This is a genomic window from Roseibacillus persicicus, from assembly GCF_014651675.1.
GTDB lineage: Bacteria > Verrucomicrobiota > Verrucomicrobiia > Verrucomicrobiales > Akkermansiaceae > Roseibacillus > Roseibacillus persicicus.
The window spans coordinates 305,295-321,707 of the sequence record NZ_BMXI01000002.1 but is presented as its reverse complement, the minus strand read 5'-3'; the positions used below and the strand labels follow the sequence as shown (position 1 = coordinate 321,707).

The following is a 16,413-nucleotide window of genomic DNA, read 5'->3' as shown; positions in this document are numbered from 1 at the left end:
TTTTCATTTTCCATTTCCAGAACCAGACCTACTTCATAATTCAAATAGCACTGTTGAATAGGATGAAAAAAGTGGCGATGTGCGAACTTACCTGAACGCTGGACGAATGGCCCCAAGGAATAGACTTCAGCCTAGACCAGACGTTTCTTCTTTGAAAGCACCGCTGTTCATTTCCTTATTATTGGTCCTCTTCCTTTATCTCGAATACTGAAAATTCAGCAGGTGAAACCATTGTGAGGTAACGACCCTGTTTCTCAATTTTCCCCCTCACTTCGATAGCTTGGCCCGCAAGGTGAGCTTGATTCGCTTGTTGATATTGGTCTTGATCGAGATTGAGTTTTACCCGCCGGACTGATTCTCCGATGAGAGCATTAACGAAAACATCGCCTCCGAAAAGAGCCGCGTCACTTTCGATCCGAGTCACAGGTCCTGTTACAACAAGTTCCTCGTCCCAAGCCTGCTCCTTCAAGTTTTCTGCCGCTGAACGGAGGTAAGAAAAATCTCCAGCTTGAAAGCGTGCCTTTGTGTTCATCTCTGGGGCTCGCCGATTCCTAGCCCAAGTGAGTTGGGTGTCGATCATCGTTCCTTCTGTCTTCTCTCCAATATTGGATATAGCTTCACAGAGATTCGCACTGACTCCCTTTTTCACTAGCTTCAGAAACGGTTCTAAAGAGGGTTTGGCCACTTGAGACCGAAGAGCCGTTTCAAGCGAATTCAGACCGGAAACGATTCCCCGGGTAACTTTTCTCTCAAAAGGAAGTGATGCTTCTTCGTCTTGATCGTCCAAGAGATCTGGGGTGATAGGGAAAACGATAGTCAGAATATAGCTGCCAATCTCCGTCTGACCGAGTTTAACTCTCTTGAGAAAATCTTCGGCTTGGGTTCCTGCCCGAGCAAGGTGATAGGCCTTAGGGTTGATTGCTGAGCGGGCTGCCGCATGAACCAGCTTCTGGGCATTGTCGAAGAGAAGAATCCCTTGGTCTAAAGTGACTTCGCCACCCTCAAAGAGTGGATTTTGAAGTCGGATACGAAAGACGTCAGCAGATGCATAGGCCAAATCTCTCAGAACCGCGTCCAACGAACGCGCTTCAAATTTAGCAAGGCTGCTGACAACTTCGGCCATTCGGCGACCGTAGTCCGCAAAGTCAGTGGCGAGGGGTATAAGAAGCTGATGTTCATTTTTCTCGAAAGCGCTCGCTTCTTGGCCGTAGTTCCCGATGTGCTTCCATCCGGACGAGCGCACGTAGGCCGCTACGTCGTGCGAAGTGAGATGGTCAATCTGATGAGAGCTACCGGTCATGCTGGGGTGAATTGGTTACGAGTTTCGTCGAGCAATTTGGTCAGAATTTCTGGGCGGAAAAGATTGTCGCGTGGAATCGTCACTGTCACTGAGGTATCATTGTCTGTGGACGGGGAGTCTTTCAAATCGACCCACCAAGCGGAGTGACGAATGAGAGCCTGCTCTTCCGTAATCTTCATCCAATCTTGGCTGTCTTTTGGAACGAAGAGAACTACCAAAATTCTGGGCATGATTGTCACCCGTGAGAGATCTTCATAATTTTTGAGCTTTAATGGAAAGCTCAGGTCTCCGCTAACCGGAATGGAAGAGGCGGTGCATTTGAGCTGAATGTCTAATCTTTCGGCGAGGCCGCCAGACCGTTCGATCGTGATGTCGATGCTATCGTCATCCACTTCGCATTTTGATATCTTTAAACCAGCCACGCTTGCAACGGCTTGTGCATACGCAGAGCTGAACTGTTCTTTTTGGTTATTTAAAGTCATCTTCGTTGACGGCAGCCTAAGCGACGGATTGTGAGATACTAAATTTGCCAAGTGAATAGGACTTTCGAGGGAAGCTAGCAAGAACGATAATCATCCTTCTTTGGCTTGCAAAACCTGCCACACGCACGGCTTAAAGGGCAATCCTTGCTCCCCTGCTGTCCGGAGCTGCGATAATCCTGCAGCAAGCGGCGCGACTCCTTGGCCAGCATTCGGCGCACCTCACGGCGGGCCCCTTTCTCGCGGGGAATCAGCATGTGATCGTAAGCGGTCGTCTGATGGCGCATCCAGGCGATCACCGCGGATTCCGCACGCTGCTCGATAGGGATGCGCTGCGTGCGAGCCACCGTGCCACTCCCTACCGGAACGGCATGCTCGGCCACCGCTTTAGCGATCTGATTGGCCAGTTCCAGATGCTCTTCATGAAAATCGAGAAACTGAAACACCGCCTGCTCAAACTCCTCCGCATAGGCCTTCTCCGCCTTGGCGCGGCGCGAACGTCCGGCATCGAGTTTCTTGAGATAGGCGGGATCGTTCTTCTCCGCTTCGCGCTCTGCCTTCAGTTGTTCAATCCGATCCGCGGGCGCAAAGATCCCATGAGAAAATTTCTTACGTCGCTTGAACTCCACCACCGTCCAACTCGGGCCCTCCATCTTCACTCTCCGGCTCAAAGCCGCATCTCCCGGAGGCAGAAGCCCCCAGTCAGTAGGAATCTTCATCGGCTTCCCCTCAACGCTGGAGACATAGCCGTCCTCCTCGCCCGGACGAACCTCAATCGCCTCTTGATTAGTCTTACTCATCGCTGTCCCCAACAGAAACCTCACATCCTATTGCGCGCAAGACCAGCCTGCACCCTGTGTTCTAACAGACCCACAAAAACTTCTCTGTTGGACCACCTAACCTCACGGCTTAAAGTCGTCGCTGCGGAAGGGATAGGCGGGGAGGCCTGCTCCGTTGACGAGGTTGACGGTGGGCTTTCCGGCGAAGGCGTAGCGAGTGTAGAGAGGCTTCTTGAGGTCGGGGGATGTGAGGATGGCGGTTTCGCCTTCGATACGGGCGGTGGCGGGGACCCACTTTGCATTTTTGTCGGCTAGCCAAAATCCGGTCGGCGCTTTGCCATCTGTAGTGGTGAGTCCTTCCGCGTTTTTAAAGTGGACGACGAGGGAGTCTCCTTTGGCCTCCACTTTCGTTTTCATCGGGCCTTCGGCGATGACCTCTTTGCCTAAGGTATCGCGTTCGGCGAGGAGGGCGAGTCGTTGCGCGACGGGCAGTTTATCTTTTGGGTGCACGTTTTTGATATCCCCGAGGTCGACGGTGTTGGCGACGCTGGTGTGCGGAAGGTCGAGCGCCTGCAATTGCGAATCGCGGAGCCAGGCCCAGGAATGTGCGGCGGGATTTTCGGGACCTTTTTCCGGACTAGAGGGCAGGGTCTGTCCATAGCCAGGGAGCATCACGACGAGAAAGTGCATCTCCTCATTCCCCCACTCCTGACGGTAGCGCTCAATCCACTTTTTTAACACTTCGCCGTAACGCAGCATCCCGGAGTTCCGCGAGAACCACGGCTCCTTCACCATGCCCTCCATCGACTGGGTATTGCGTTCCCCCTGATACCAAACCAGCCCCCGGCAAGCGAAGGGCGCGAGCGGTTTCATCATGGCGTTGTAGAGAATGTTCGGCTGGCGGCGAAGAAAGACGTCTTGCTGCCCGCTCCAGGGCTTGGCATCGAGCGCTTTCTGGATTTTCTCGCGGGTGGCGGTGTCGGCATCGAACTCCTCCATCATGGTCTGGAAGTGCGGCACGGTCGCGGTCATGTCGCGCGGCATCCAGGCCTCGATCGACGAACTGCCCCAAGAGGTCTGGATAATGCCGACTGGCATCTTCGCGGATTGCTCTAGGAAGTAGGCGAAGCCAAAGGCCACCGCGCTACTCGGCGGCACGGTCTTCCAAGTGCCTTCGCAGGTTTTCTGCTCGGCAAAGGCCACGGTATTGGAAACGTGAAAGGAACGGAGATTCTTGGCCTTCGGAAGAAGTCTTCTGAGCTCCGGCACCGCATTGGTCCCAAACTGCATGTTGGATTGCCCCGAACAAATCCACACCTCCCCCACCACCACATCATTGAGGGTGACCTGGTCTCCGGACGAGTCCTTTACTGACAACGCCGTGGATTCAAAAGTGGCCTTGAGCGGCTCGAGGTCAATCCGCCAGTGCCCGGAAGCATCGGCTTTGGCCTCCTTCACTTGTCCGGAAAAGGCGACCTCGACCGTCGCGCCCGCATCCGCCCATCCCCACACCGGAACGCTTTGGTCGCGCTGGAGAACCATGTGATCGGTGAAGGGCGAGGCCAGTTGCAAAGCCGCCTGCGAAGGAAGGCTCAAGGCGCAGAGGGTGAGAAGTGATAAGGTTTTCATAAGGCTGAAAAGAACGCGAGGGAAAGACTCGCGCCCCAGATGGTGAATAGGCTCAATGGAATCTATACTCGCTCAGGCCTTCTTTCCTTTCCCAAATCGCTCCTTGAGCTCCTCCGTGGAAAGATAGAGGCAAGGCACGAGCACGAGGATGATGGCGGTGGCAAAGATGATTCCAAACCCCAGGGAAATCGCCATGGGAATCAGATACTGCGCCTGCAAGGAACGCTCCAGAATAATGGGGGTCAGCCCGCCAAAGGTCGTGAGCGTGGTCAGGAAGATGGGCCGGAAACGGCGCAGTCCCGCCTCCCGAATCGCCGCGAAGACCGACTTCTCCTTCCGCAGCTGGTTGGCGTAGTCGATCATAATGATGGAGTCGTTGACCACCACCCCGCTGAGAGCAATAACGCCCATCAGACTGATCAGCGAGAGGTCGAAACCTAACAGAATGTGTCCCGCAATCGCTCCCACCAGCCCAAAGGGAATGGCGGAAAGAACGATGAGCGGTTGGATGTAGCTCCCGAAAGCCACCGCTAGGAGGGCGTAGATGAGGAGGATGGCGATGGTGAAGCCGCTCCACAGCGCGGAGGTCGACTCGCGCATATCCGCCTCGCTCCCTTCGAAGGTCCAGGTGATGCCGGGGTAATCGGCGCGCAGTTGGGGCAGCACGTCGGTATTCAGGGCGGTGATGACCTGGGTGATGGCCCGCTTGGGCTCGACATCCATGGACACATTCACCACCCGGCGACCATCCCGGCGCAGGATGCGGGTAAAGGCTTCCCCGGATTTCACCCGCACCACTTCCATCAGCGGCACCTCGGTTCCGGAGGGGGTCTGGATGACGAGGTCTTCCAGATTGTGAAGGTCCATGCGCTCCTCCTGCGGCAACTTCACCCGCACCTCGACTTCATTGGTTCCGCGCAAATAACGCAGCCCCAAGGCTCCATAAAAAGAGGCCCGCACCTGACGTCCGACGTCGGTGGCGGTCAGACCCAAGGCCCGACCTTCGGGGAGAATCTCGAAGTCGAGCTGGCTTTTTCCTTTGTTAAAATCGTCGTTCACGTCCCGCGTGTAGTCGAACTCCTCGACCTTCGCCAAAAGGACCTGACTGGCAGCCTCCAGCACGTCGGTCTCATTGTGACTGAGGCTCACCGTGATGTCCGGACGTGGACCGGAGGGACCGCTTTCCGCTTGGAAAGTGATCTGGTGCACACCCGCGATGTCTTCGAGTTCATCGCGCCAGATGCGAATGACATCCTGCGACGTCATCTCGCGCTCGTCGGGTGGCTTCATCACGATTTCCACATCGACGAAGGTGCCCCGGCGCACGTTGGTCTTGATGCCCTCGGACGCTTCTTCCAGTCCATGCTCGTCGAACATGCGGCGGGTCGCGGCGGTGACTTCGTTGGCCACCTTGGCGGCCTGCTCGGGAGTGGTTCCGACGGGCAGACGCACCCCGGCCTCGATCTCGTCAGCGGAAACCTCGGGCATGAGAATCATCCCCATGTGCGCGCTGGTCGCGTATTTGCCCACCACTAGAAACATCATCACCGACGCCACAATGGTGAGATACCGATAGCGCAACGCGGCATCCAGGAAGCGTCGATAGATGTGGTGGACAAACCAATCGAAGCATTTGGCAAAGGCTTGTTGGAAGTTGTGCAGCCAAAGAGCCGGTCCCCGCCGAGTGGTCTTGCGCGGGACGTGGGCGAGGTGGGAGGGCAGGATAAAGAGAGCCTCCACAAGGGAAACCAACAGCACCACGATCACCACCAAGGGCAGAGGCTTCCAAAATTTTCCCGTTTCCCCCGGAATAAATAACAAGGGGATGAAGGCAATAATGGTGGTGAGAATACTGAAGACCACCGGCTTGGAAATCTCGGTCGCGCCCAAGGTCGCCGACTTGAGGGGGTCGCGCACCGATTGGCGCTTTTCATAAATATTCTCCCCCACCACGATGGCGTCATCGACCACGATTCCCAAGACGATCAGGAAGGCAAACATGGAGACCATGCTCACGCTCACTCCCACCAAGGGCAGCAGCATGATGCCGCCGATGAAGGAGGCGGTCATCCCCATCATCACCCAGAAGGCCAGGCGAATCTCGAGAAAGAGCGCCAGAATGCCCATCACGATGACGATTGCCAGCACGCCATTTTCTAACAACAGGCTCATCCGGTCGGCGAAGTCCTCCGCGCTATTGCTATCGATCCGCCAATGGATGCCCGGCGGCAGGCCGGTCTCGAAGTCCGCCATCACCCGCTCCACCGCACTAGCGATATCCAGCGGTGACTGGTCTCCGACGCGAAAGACATTGAGCTCCACCGAAGGGCCCTGATTGAACTGGGAGGGAAACTCGCCCTCCTCAAAGCCATCGGTAATGGTGGCCAAGTCCCCCAGGGTCACGGTCGCCCCACTGGCAGCCGCCACAATCTCGATCTCGGCAAACTCCCTCGCCACCTCTTTGCGCTCGCGCATGCGCAAAAGAATTTCGCCCGCCCGAGTCTCGACCGTGCCCGCGGCGACATCCTCACTGGAGGCCCGAATCAAGGCCGCGACTTGGTCGAGGGTGAGCCCATACTCCCGCAGCCTGGCGCGCGGAATCTCCACGTGAGTCACGTAATTGGGCGCGCGGTGGAGTTCAACTTGAGTGATGGATTCCTCACTGAGCAACTGATCGCGCAAGCGCTCGGCCAGCACTCGTAGACTAAAGACATCGGCTTCGCCAAAGAGCACCACGTTCATCACCCCGCGGGTGCGATCCTGGAGGCGCACTTCCGGTTGCTCGGCATCATCGGGGAAGGTCCGGATTCGCGAGACCGCCTGGTCGATATCTTGAAAGGCCTTCATCCGGTCGGCCCCGGCAATGAGCTCGATCCTCACCACCCCACTGCCCTCGCGAGCCTCGGAGTTCATCTCTTTGATGCCTTCCACGCCGCGCACGGTTTCTTCCACCGGCAGCAAAATCCCCTGCTCCACCTCGCTGGGGGCCGCACCGGGGTAGCCGACCTCGACCTCCACAATGTCGATGGCGAAGTCGGGGTAGACCTCCTTCTGAATCTTCAGCGCGGTGTAGACTCCGCCCACCAGCAGAATCATCATGAGCAGATTGGACGCGATGGAGTTGCGGGCCCACCACGCGATCAATCCCTTTCCATTGCTTTCGCTATTCATCGCCTCCTCCTTCGCTTACGCCCTCGGTTCGCAGGGCCGCGCCCTCGGTCACGGACGCCAGACTGGTGGTCACCACTTGTTCCCCCGCTTCCAAACCTTCGGAGAGATAGGCAAAAGACTTGTCGCTAAAGGTGACCGTGACCTCCCGGATGTTCAACTTGCCATCGGCATTGACCCACACGGTGTCGTTCTTTCGCAAATACTCGCGCGGCAGACGCACCACATCTTGAATCGTCTCGCCCAGAATCACGACATCTAACAGCGAGCCCAGAATCAGGTTCGGGACCGCTTCCTCGCTGTTCCGTCCCAGTGGATCCTCCACCACAATCACCACCCGGGCCAAGCGGGTTTCTTCGTCGAGCTCACCTAACAGACGCTCCACTTTCCCCATTCGCAAAACATCCTCGCCCCAAGCGGCCGCATCCCGCACCTCCGCCAACATGGCCTCCTCGCCGGTCTTGAAACGCATCCAGCGCAGCGCCGATTGTGGGACGGTGGCCACCACCCAGTATTCCTCCAATCCCACCAAACGTCCGATGCGGGTTCCGGCCGAAAGCTGGGCGCCCACATCCACTTCCCGCGACATCACTTGGGCGGCGAAGGGCGCGCGAACCTCCGTGCGTTGCAGGTCCAGCCGCGCTTGTTCAACAGCCACTCCCGCCAATTCCAAAGCCGCTTGGGCCGACTTCAATTGGGGTTCGCGCAAGACGAGGGCCTTGTCCTTGACCTCCAAAGTGTCTTCTAACAATTCCAAATCGAGCTGGGCCACGTTCTGCCGTCCCGCCTCGATATCAATCTCCGCCTGGGCTTGCAGATACTCGCTTCTGCGCTGGGCGAGAATCTTCTCGTAGTCCACCGGGTCAATGCGTACCAGCACCTCTCCCTCCGGAACAATGCCCCCTTCGGTAAAGGCTTGTGAACGGGCGATGATCTCGCCACTGACCCGTGCCCCCAGCGAAACCTCGCGCGCGGCCTGCACCTCCCCCAAGGCCTCGATGCGGGGCTGGTAGTCACCTGCCTCCGCCGTGATCACCTGCACCAGCATGGCGGTCTTTTTAGCTGCTTGGCTTCGTTCGGCAGTGGGCTCGGTGGAGTCGATCCACTTCATCAGGAGCCAGCCACCCACGACCAAACCCAGGCAACCCAAAACCGTCAACCACCACTTCCCCGTCATGGGTGGCTTTTCACTTACTTCCTCTGACATTGTATTCCCCTTATTCTGTTAGATGATTCCTTCAAGCCTTTCCCAAGGTAAATCCCCCGGCCAACGATCGATAGAGCGCGATGCGATATTCCAGCAGCTCGCGCCGTGCCGAGAGCAAGGTGCGGCGCAACTCCTGCTCGTCATCCAGCGCGGTGAGCACGTCCAGATACTCGGTGACCCCATTGATAAATTCCCTTTGCAATTGGTGGGAGCTTCGCTCGGCCAGACTGAGCTGCCGCTCCAATTGCCGGATGCGCTCCAACTGCTTGCGCTCCCGCGCCAAAGCATTTTCCACTTCTCCGATGGCCTCCACCACCAGTTGACGATAGTCCGCAATGGCCTCGCGGAGAACGGCCTCGTTGCGGTCGACCTCAGCCTGGCGCAGGCCGGCATCCACGATGGGCCCGATCAGATTCGCACTCAGCTGGGTGGTCCAATTCGAAAAGAGGTCGGAAGCACTGTTTCCCTCTGAGGTGCCAATCGAGGCCCCGAGGGAAAGGCTTGGATACCGGTCCGCCATCGCCGCCGCCACCTCGGCATCTGCCGCACGGATGCGGGCAAAGGCCGCCCGCACATCGGGACGACGCTCTAACAGCTGGACCGGCAGACCTGTTCGCAGGCTCGCGGGCAGGCTGGGCAAACTCCCTCCGGTCGGCAACCCGCCAGTGCCCGGCGCGCGACCTAACAGCACCTGCAATTGATGCTCCAGGATCTCGCTCTGCAGCTCCGCCACCGTCAGTCGCTCGCGTGTAGCCTCCACCAACTGGCGCTGGCGCAAGATATCAACTCCCCGACCTTGCCCCTCGACAAAGCGGCCTTCCAAGGACTGCACCACTTTCTCGTTCGTGCCAATTTGCTCCTGCAAAAGCTCCTGCTGCGCGCGCGCCTCCAATAGCTGCATCCAAGTGGTGGCCACCTCCGCCGAAAGCGAAATCGCCGCCGCGCGGTAGTCTTCGCCACTGGCCTGCGTGCGCAGCTTTTCCGCCGACACCCGCGTGCGAATCCGTCCCCACAAGTCCACCTCATAGGAAGCCCCCAGGCCCAAGCCATACGACCCGCCAATGGACCCCTCACTGACATCGAGGACCGAGCCAGACAGCTCGCCATCCACCTTCGCCCCCAGCTCCGACTTCGTCTGACGCAACACCGCCTCGGCCTGCCGCAAGCGCTGGGCGGCCGACTCCAAAGAAAAATTCCCCGCCAGCGCGCGACTCTCCAGCGTGTTCAAGTCCCCATCGCCAAAGGCCCGCCACCACTGATCCCCCACGGCCTGAGTGCCACTTCCCGAAAACTGCCCGGGCAGCGAAAGGTCAGCACGCGGTCGCTCCCCCCGCTCTAACTGACAGGACAGCAGTCCGGCGGAAGTCACCAGCAGTAACACCAACTTGATATTTGTCTTTATTGAGTCCCTCACAAATCTACGCAAAAATTCAGGTCCTGAAGTATTCTTCAACACCGACACCCCGTGGAGTTTTACGAACCCCACAACGGAATCTTCCCAAGATAAAGTCGAAAGAGTAAAATCCCAATCTCGTATCCAAAGGATCACAAACGAGCGCTAAAAATTCACCTGGGTCTCAAGTCCTTCCGACAAAACGAACTGAGGTTCTTTTTTCCGGCCGAGTCACTCTCACCGTCCGGTTCCCGCCAGCTCACGGGACGTCGCGCGAGAATTGAGCGCCACCACTCTTGACTTTTGATGATTCCGCTTGTTTTCTTCCGGCGTCCTGAAGGCGCTCCGCTCCATCTTTCTTTTACTCGGCTGCCTCCACGTTGCGGTGGGGCCGATGAATCTGCTGCAAATTGCAGCTTGGACGAGCATGCTTTTTGACTACTCGCAGGAGAACACGATCGCCGAAGCAGTCGAGATGACCTTCGATGGCGACCACCCCTGCTCCCTCTGCTGTGCCATCGCGGAAGCAAAGGAAGAAGAGTCCGAACAACCGGCTGCACCCAATAATCCCAAGCAACAGGAACAGCTTCGTCTGGACCTTTATCCCTTGGCCAAGATCAGGACCGAAAGCGGTCGGGCTCTCAGCAGTCAGTCAAGCCCTTCGGCCGGAGAGCGACTCCTCGCAGCGTGCGAGTTCACCGCCTCCATTCCTTCGCCACCTCCCCAGGCTTAACCGGTTGGTTTCTGGCAACAGATCTGTCTTGAGCCCAATCCCAAGGCCCCCTCGGGTCTGGATTTTTGCGACCGCCATGCGCTCTTCAATGGAGCCGGTTATTCACGAGTTCTGACGCCTTCGTCCTTGGCGGGCAAGACCTCTAACAATTGCTTTTGAAGCGTCGTAGCGATTGCGCGAATTCGGCATCCGGAAACCAAAGCATCAGGCAGTCCGCGCTCAGTGGCCCGGATTCTTGAAACCATCCTCAATGGTTCCCTGCGCCCAAGGATCCACCACGGTTCCTTCTCTCTCTTCAACTTCTCCTCAGGAGAGGGCCCTCTGGGCTCTACTGGGGAAACTCCTTTAACTAGTCATGCCCACTTTATTCAAAACCACCCTACTTCTCTGCGCACTCGGTCTCTCGCTGGCCCGCGCCGACAGCACCTTCGAGCCCCGGCCCGTTCACCCCCTGACGATCACTTCGGATGGTTCCCGGCTTCTGGCGGTCAATCCCGCAGAGGGTCGTCTATCAGTGTTCGCGGTTGGCCCCGCCGAACATGTCCAGCCCCTCCTCATTTCCGAGATTCCAGTGGGACTGGTGCCGGTCAGCGTGCGGCTCTTGAATGACGACGAGGCATGGGTCGTGAACGAGCTCTCCGATACCATTTCCATCGTTTCCCTTTCTAACAATAACACCATTGCCACCATTCACACTGGGGATGAACCGGCCGATGTCGCATTCTCGCAAGGGAAAGCCTACGTCACTTGTTCACGAGACAACTCGGTGGAAGTCTTCAATGTCGTCACGCGGGAAAAAACCAACACCCTCGCTCTGGAAGGACTCCTTCCCCGCGCCATCACCCCGTCCGCCGATGGCACACAGATTCATGTCGGCTTCCAGCACACCAGCAACGGCACCACCATTCTGCCTCGTACCGAAGCACCGGCCCAGACCGTTCCGGAATACGCCAACCCTGCTCTTCCCGCTCCGCCGCAAGTGGCCCAGATTGTTTCAATCGACGATCCGGCCATCGACTACACGGTGCTCGATCACGATATCGCAACCATCGCGGTAGCGACCGATTCGGTTGTCTATCAGGGTGGAATCGGCACCAACATTCTCGCACTCACCACACTGGAAAACGGCTCGCTGGCAGCCGCCAATTCCGAAGCCCGCAACCTGATTTCCTTCGAGCCCGAGCTCCGGTCCCGCTTCGCGAGAAGCCGGCTGGCGAACATCAGTTCCAGTGGAGTCAGCCAACTCGATCTCAATGACGACCCCGACCTCACTTTCCCTCTCATCGAGAGCAGCTCTGCCGCCAGTGCGCTAGCCCAACCCATGGCACTCCTCGCCGCGGAAGACGATCAAGTCTGGCTGGCAGCCTATGGTTCCGACCGTCTGGCTCTGGTGGATACCGATACCGCGACCATTCTCCAGCGCATTGATCTGCGGGCCCTCGACGCACCGGCAGCTCCTCGCGACGGTCAGACAGTTCGCGGACCACGCGGTCTGGCGCTCCATCCCAGCGCTCCCTTTCTCTACAGCTACAACAAGCTCTCCCACACTCTCAGCATCATTAATACGACAAGCCACCTTGTCGTGGGCGAAGTAGACCTCGCTTCTTTTCCCGATCTCGACCCCGACCTCAAGATGGGTCGTGCATTTTTGCAAGACGCCCGCTTGTCCGGAAATGGCTCGGTCTCGTGCGCCACTTGTCACTTGGACCTGGAGCGCGACGGCATGGCGTGGGATCTGGGAGACCCGACCGGCTCGATGCTCACTGTCACCGGCTTTCTCCGCTCGGTGCACCTTTACGACACCGCCGTAAACCATTCCCTCCATCCCATGAAAGGTCCGATGACCACGCAAACCCTAATAGGATTGCGAGATCAGACCAAACTTCACTGGCGCGGAGACAAGGCCTCCATCCAGTCCTTCAACTCCACCTTCCCCAACCTGATGGGAGGAAGTCGCTTGGCTAGTCAAGACATGGATAAAGTGGCCAACTACCTCCTCACTCTCAATCACCATCCCAACCCCAATCTCAACCTCGACCGCAGCCCTCCGGACGAGATCAATGGGGGTGACCCTCTGGCTGGCGTGGCAGTCTTCGCCAAGTTTGACAACCACTGCATCGAGTGTCACAGCCTCCCCTCCGGCACCAGCAACAATCTCGATCTCCCGAGCACGGTGAGCTCCTTCCAAGCGCTCAAAGACCCTCCGCTCCGCACCCTTTACCAGCGCCAATTCTTCAACACGGCCAGCGGGGAGACCAGCATCACCGGATTTGGGATGCTCTCCGACGGCAGCGGCAGCGCAAAGGACTTTCCCATCGTACACCCTTACTCATTGCACATACTCGACGAGCCCTCGAGACCGCAGGCAGTGAGGGACCAAGAGAAGCTCGACCTCACAGCCTTCCTGCTTTCCTTCGACACCGGAACCGCTCCCTCCGTCGGTGCCCAAGTCACCTTTCGCAAGGATGCGGGGTTCCGTGTGGAAGAGCTCCAAGAACTCATCACTTTGCAAAATCAAACCCTCGGTGACTTTGCCAGTTCAGACCTCGTTCTCAGGGGGACCTTCCAAGGTGAGCGGCGGAGTTTCCGCTTCAATCCGCAGTCCGAAAAGTATGAGTCCGATTCCAACAGCGTCATCCCACAGACCTTTTCGGAGCTCTATGAGGAGATGCAAAGTGGTGACGTTCTCATCGCGACAGGAGTCCCCTTGGGAAGCGCAAGCCGCTTTTCCACCGACCGAAACAACAACCAGATAGCCGACCGGGAGGAAGCGCTCCCCGAGCTCACCATCGACACGGATCGAGAGCTCGCCTGGTCTCGTGAATTTTCAGGGTGGCACCTCCAGAAGAGCAACAACCTCTCTCTCTGGTCGCCCCACACCGCACCCGCAACCCAATCGGACACATTGACTACGGTGCCGGGACCTGATGACGAAAACGCTTTCTTCCGCCTGCAACGCAATTGGTAGGAATTCAAAAAAACGAAAATACGAACACGACAATGAAACTAAAAACAATCATCCTTCTCACATCGGCGGTCGCTTCTCAAGCTGCGGTCGTCACCACCAACCCCGGCGCAGCAGCCGGTGCTCACTCCAACTTCTGGAACGCCACGATGGCTGCCGGTGACAGCACCAGCTTCTCCGGCGACTTCAGCTCATGGGCTTGGCATGATACCGACTTGGGCAGCAACGTGGGTTGGCGGCACACTGCGGATTGGTTCGAGCTCACTCTGACCACCGACGCGCTGATTACCTTCGAACTGAACCGGGTGACGGATGGGCCCAATAGCGCCAACGCGGAAAGCCTCTTTCCCTCCTTCACCTTGTATCGGGGAATCTCCGACATCTCTGATTTGAATGATGGAGATGCGGTCAATGAGGACCGTCACATCTTTAACAACATCGCAGATACCCAGATTCATCCCGACGCCATTGTGTTGGAATACGTTGGACACGTCGACAACACGACCGAATCCAGTGCTAGCCAATCCTTCACGCTGACCGCGGGAAGCTACACCTTTGCAATGGGTGGCAACACCGCTTCGCAGGTTGGCCTAACCGCTCTCCCCACGGACTACAGTGCCACCATCAGCGCAGCGGCTATCCCCGAGCCCAGCAGCCTTGTGCTCATCGCGATTAGCTCCATCGGCTTGCTTCGCCGCCGAAGATAGTCATTGGCATTCATCAGGGGGAAGGAGGCACACCTCATCCTTCCCCCTGCTTTCTCTCCATCCTTCTTTTTCTATCGCTCTATGAAAACCACTGCTCCACTCTTTTTCATTGCCTCCGCGACCGTTGTATTCGGTCATCACGGACAAGATTTTCTCGTCACTCTGGACACGGCGACTCCGCACCCTTGGCAGCTTTTCAGCACGAGTGGATTCGACTACAGCAAGCAAGGTAGCGAAGAAGAAATCTCTCTCCTGCAGGGCTTCACCCTGGGGCTGCCCGGCGGGTTCACGGCCGGCGCCTCGTACCGCATCGGCGACGAGGGAAGCGGACAATGGGCCAGCGAATCTATCACTCCAACCTTACAATGGAATGGAGCCAAACTGGAGTGGGGCGAGCACTCGTCGCTGTCACTGGGATTCGCGTTAGGCTGGGAAATCCCGACCAGAGGGACAAGTAGCAACCATTCCCACGGAGGCGACTTGGCCCTACAAGATTGCTCGAGCCTCATCGGCATTCCCGCTCTTTATCAAGCCTGCCTCCTCGCCAACGAGGAACGCCTCAACCACTCTCATGATGAAGATGGCCACTCGCATGATGGCATCCACCGGCACGGGGAGAGCCATGGCTTTCTCCGGCTGATCGCGGAGCTGGAGCTGGGAGAGCGCGACAAGATCGCGAGCAACTTAATCGCGGTGTTTCCCGAGGATGGCGACCCCGCCTTTGGTTACGCGCTCGCCTATCGCCACCGCTTCAACGAGCTCTTCTCCGCAGGACTCGAGGCCACCGGGGACTTCGACAGCAATGGTGAACACCTCCTCTATCTCACCTCCACTTTCTACCCCAACGACTCCTTTTCCATCACCCTCGGCACCGCAACCGGACTGACCCCGGATTCAGCCGACCTCTCGGTGCAGTCCCTTCTGACCTGGCGCTTCTGATTCAACAGAGCTGTTGCTCATCGCGCTTCCCGTTCGACCGAGAGGCCGAGAGGTCTTCCCAGCATCCCAACCGGCAGCTGAACGCTCGTTCAATGCAGGCTTGGGAACCATTTTTTCCCAAGCCTAAAGCAGTTGGAACGGTAAATGCTAAATTTTGTCAAAACCGACAGCCGAACGGCCGAAAAATTTCCGGGACAATCCAATAAAAGGGGCAAAGGCTTGGTCGCCTTTGCCCCTTTTCTATCGAAAAATTTCGACCTTCACTCTGCTCCTAACGCTTTCTCCGGAAAAGAGATAGACCAAGACAAGCCAAGAGCGACACACTGCTGGGTTCCGGGACAATCGTTGCCACTTGAAAGCTGGTTCCCCCCCCGGTCGCATAGCTCATCGTGTATTCCAGACGCCCCACTGGTTGATCGACCGTCAAAGTCGCCAGCGGCAGCTCCACATTCCCGGCAATTGCAGCATCAGTGGAGATCCGGGCGGTCCCAGCGTCCCATTGGTGGCTATTGTCCATCACCCCGGTCTTGCCCGGATACTCATTGAAGGCCCAGGTCGAAAGGTCCGTAATCGGATTGCCCGCGGGGTCAAAGGCCTTGATGGAAACCCCTTCTTCAATCAAATCAAAATCCAAGAAGAGAAGAAGATCGCCTGCCTCGAGCGGAATCGCGAAATCCATGGCAAAGGCCACTTCCAAAGCATGGGGAGTAAACTCAAAAAAGCGGATTTCGTCGCGAAGCAGAGGGGGATGAGCCGACACATCGCTAAAGTCGGCGATGTAGTTCCCATTCTCATTGCCTGATGGATTGCCGGGCAAAAAGGTGAAGGTCACGTCCCCCACGCCCTTGAAATCCTGACTCAATGGATAGGTCTGGCCTCCGTTGTTATCAAAATCGTAATCGAAGTCACTAATAGTCAAAAGTGAAACCGCTTGACCCTGAAGGACTAGTCCGGAAGCGACGATTGATGAGTAGAAGAATGTTTTCATGGAGCGTTGTCGAATGGGGATTGGTATCAAAACGAGATACCTAGAAAAACCGCTCCTATGTTAGCGATTTCTAATATTTAATCAAGCTAAACAAAAGACTCCGAAGCCAATTCAAAGCCTGTCGAC

General features: G+C 57.2%; 12 protein-coding genes. 4 read left to right on the top strand and 8 right to left on the bottom strand.

Annotation, left to right across the window (positions count from 1 at the left end; genetic code table 11):
• Nucleotides 1-178: 178 nt before the first annotated feature.
• The 7 genes from IE099_RS03545 to IE099_RS03515 all read right to left on the bottom strand — a co-directional run bounded on the left by IE099_RS03545 (nucleotide 179) and on the right by IE099_RS03515 (nucleotide 9,943).
• Nucleotides 179-1,300 (bottom strand): hypothetical protein, encoded by a 1,122-nt coding sequence (locus IE099_RS03545; RefSeq protein WP_189567409.1) that lies wholly within the window; start codon nucleotides 1,298-1,300, stop codon nucleotides 179-181.
• Entirely contained in the window at nucleotides 1,297-1,782 is a 486-nt protein-coding gene (locus IE099_RS03540) for a DUF4365 domain-containing protein (RefSeq protein ID WP_189567407.1), read from the bottom strand. Before IE099_RS03540 ends, IE099_RS03545 begins: the two co-directional genes overlap by 4 nt.
• 74 nt (nucleotides 1,783-1,856) lie before the next feature.
• On the bottom strand, nucleotides 1,857-2,579 hold the full coding sequence (locus tag IE099_RS03535; protein ID WP_189567405.1) for a DUF2293 domain-containing protein: 723 nt from the start codon (nucleotides 2,577-2,579) through the stop codon (nucleotides 1,857-1,859).
• Between the two features lie 102 nt (nucleotides 2,580-2,681).
• A complete protein-coding gene (locus IE099_RS03530; RefSeq protein WP_189567403.1) occupies nucleotides 2,682-4,187 on the bottom strand; it encodes a sialate O-acetylesterase in 1,506 nt (501 codons plus the stop codon).
• Between the two features lie 72 nt (nucleotides 4,188-4,259).
• Nucleotides 4,260-7,358 (bottom strand): efflux RND transporter permease subunit, encoded by a 3,099-nt coding sequence (locus IE099_RS03525; protein ID WP_189567401.1) that lies wholly within the window; start codon nucleotides 7,356-7,358, stop codon nucleotides 4,260-4,262.
• Nucleotides 7,351-8,562, bottom strand: coding sequence for an efflux RND transporter periplasmic adaptor subunit (locus IE099_RS03520; RefSeq protein WP_189567399.1), 1,212 nt, complete (start codon nucleotides 8,560-8,562; stop codon nucleotides 7,351-7,353). Before IE099_RS03520 ends, IE099_RS03525 begins: the two co-directional genes overlap by 8 nt.
• Nucleotides 8,563-8,593: 31 nt before the next feature.
• Nucleotides 8,594-9,943: an efflux transporter outer membrane subunit gene (locus IE099_RS03515; protein WP_189567396.1), complete on the bottom strand. Its 1,350-nt coding sequence runs from the start codon at nucleotides 9,941-9,943 to the stop codon at nucleotides 8,594-8,596.
• 328 nt (nucleotides 9,944-10,271) lie between these two features.
• Between IE099_RS03515 and IE099_RS03510 the strand changes: the two genes are divergently transcribed.
• From IE099_RS03510 to IE099_RS03495, 4 genes are all read left to right on the top strand, one after another.
• Nucleotides 10,272-10,688 carry a hypothetical protein gene (locus tag IE099_RS03510; RefSeq protein ID WP_189567393.1) on the top strand — a complete coding sequence of 139 codons (417 nt, stop codon included), beginning with the start codon at nucleotides 10,272-10,274 and terminating at the stop codon, nucleotides 10,686-10,688.
• 355 nt (nucleotides 10,689-11,043) lie between these two features.
• Complete coding sequence (locus IE099_RS03505) at nucleotides 11,044-13,656, top strand: cytochrome c peroxidase (protein ID WP_189567391.1); 2,613 nt, start codon at nucleotides 11,044-11,046, stop codon at nucleotides 13,654-13,656.
• A gap of 32 nt (nucleotides 13,657-13,688) precedes the next feature.
• Nucleotides 13,689-14,360 carry a PEP-CTERM sorting domain-containing protein gene (locus tag IE099_RS03500; protein WP_189567389.1) on the top strand — a complete coding sequence of 224 codons (672 nt, stop codon included), beginning with the start codon at nucleotides 13,689-13,691 and terminating at the stop codon, nucleotides 14,358-14,360.
• A gap of 81 nt (nucleotides 14,361-14,441) precedes the next feature.
• Nucleotides 14,442-15,299: a hypothetical protein gene (locus tag IE099_RS03495; protein WP_189567387.1), complete on the top strand. Its 858-nt coding sequence runs from the start codon at nucleotides 14,442-14,444 to the stop codon at nucleotides 15,297-15,299.
• Between the two features lie 271 nt (nucleotides 15,300-15,570).
• Here the strand turns inward: IE099_RS03495 and IE099_RS03490 are convergent, their stop codons facing one another.
• Nucleotides 15,571-16,287: a hypothetical protein gene (locus IE099_RS03490; protein ID WP_189567385.1), complete on the bottom strand. Its 717-nt coding sequence runs from the start codon at nucleotides 16,285-16,287 to the stop codon at nucleotides 15,571-15,573.
• Nucleotides 16,288-16,413 lie beyond the last annotated feature (126 nt).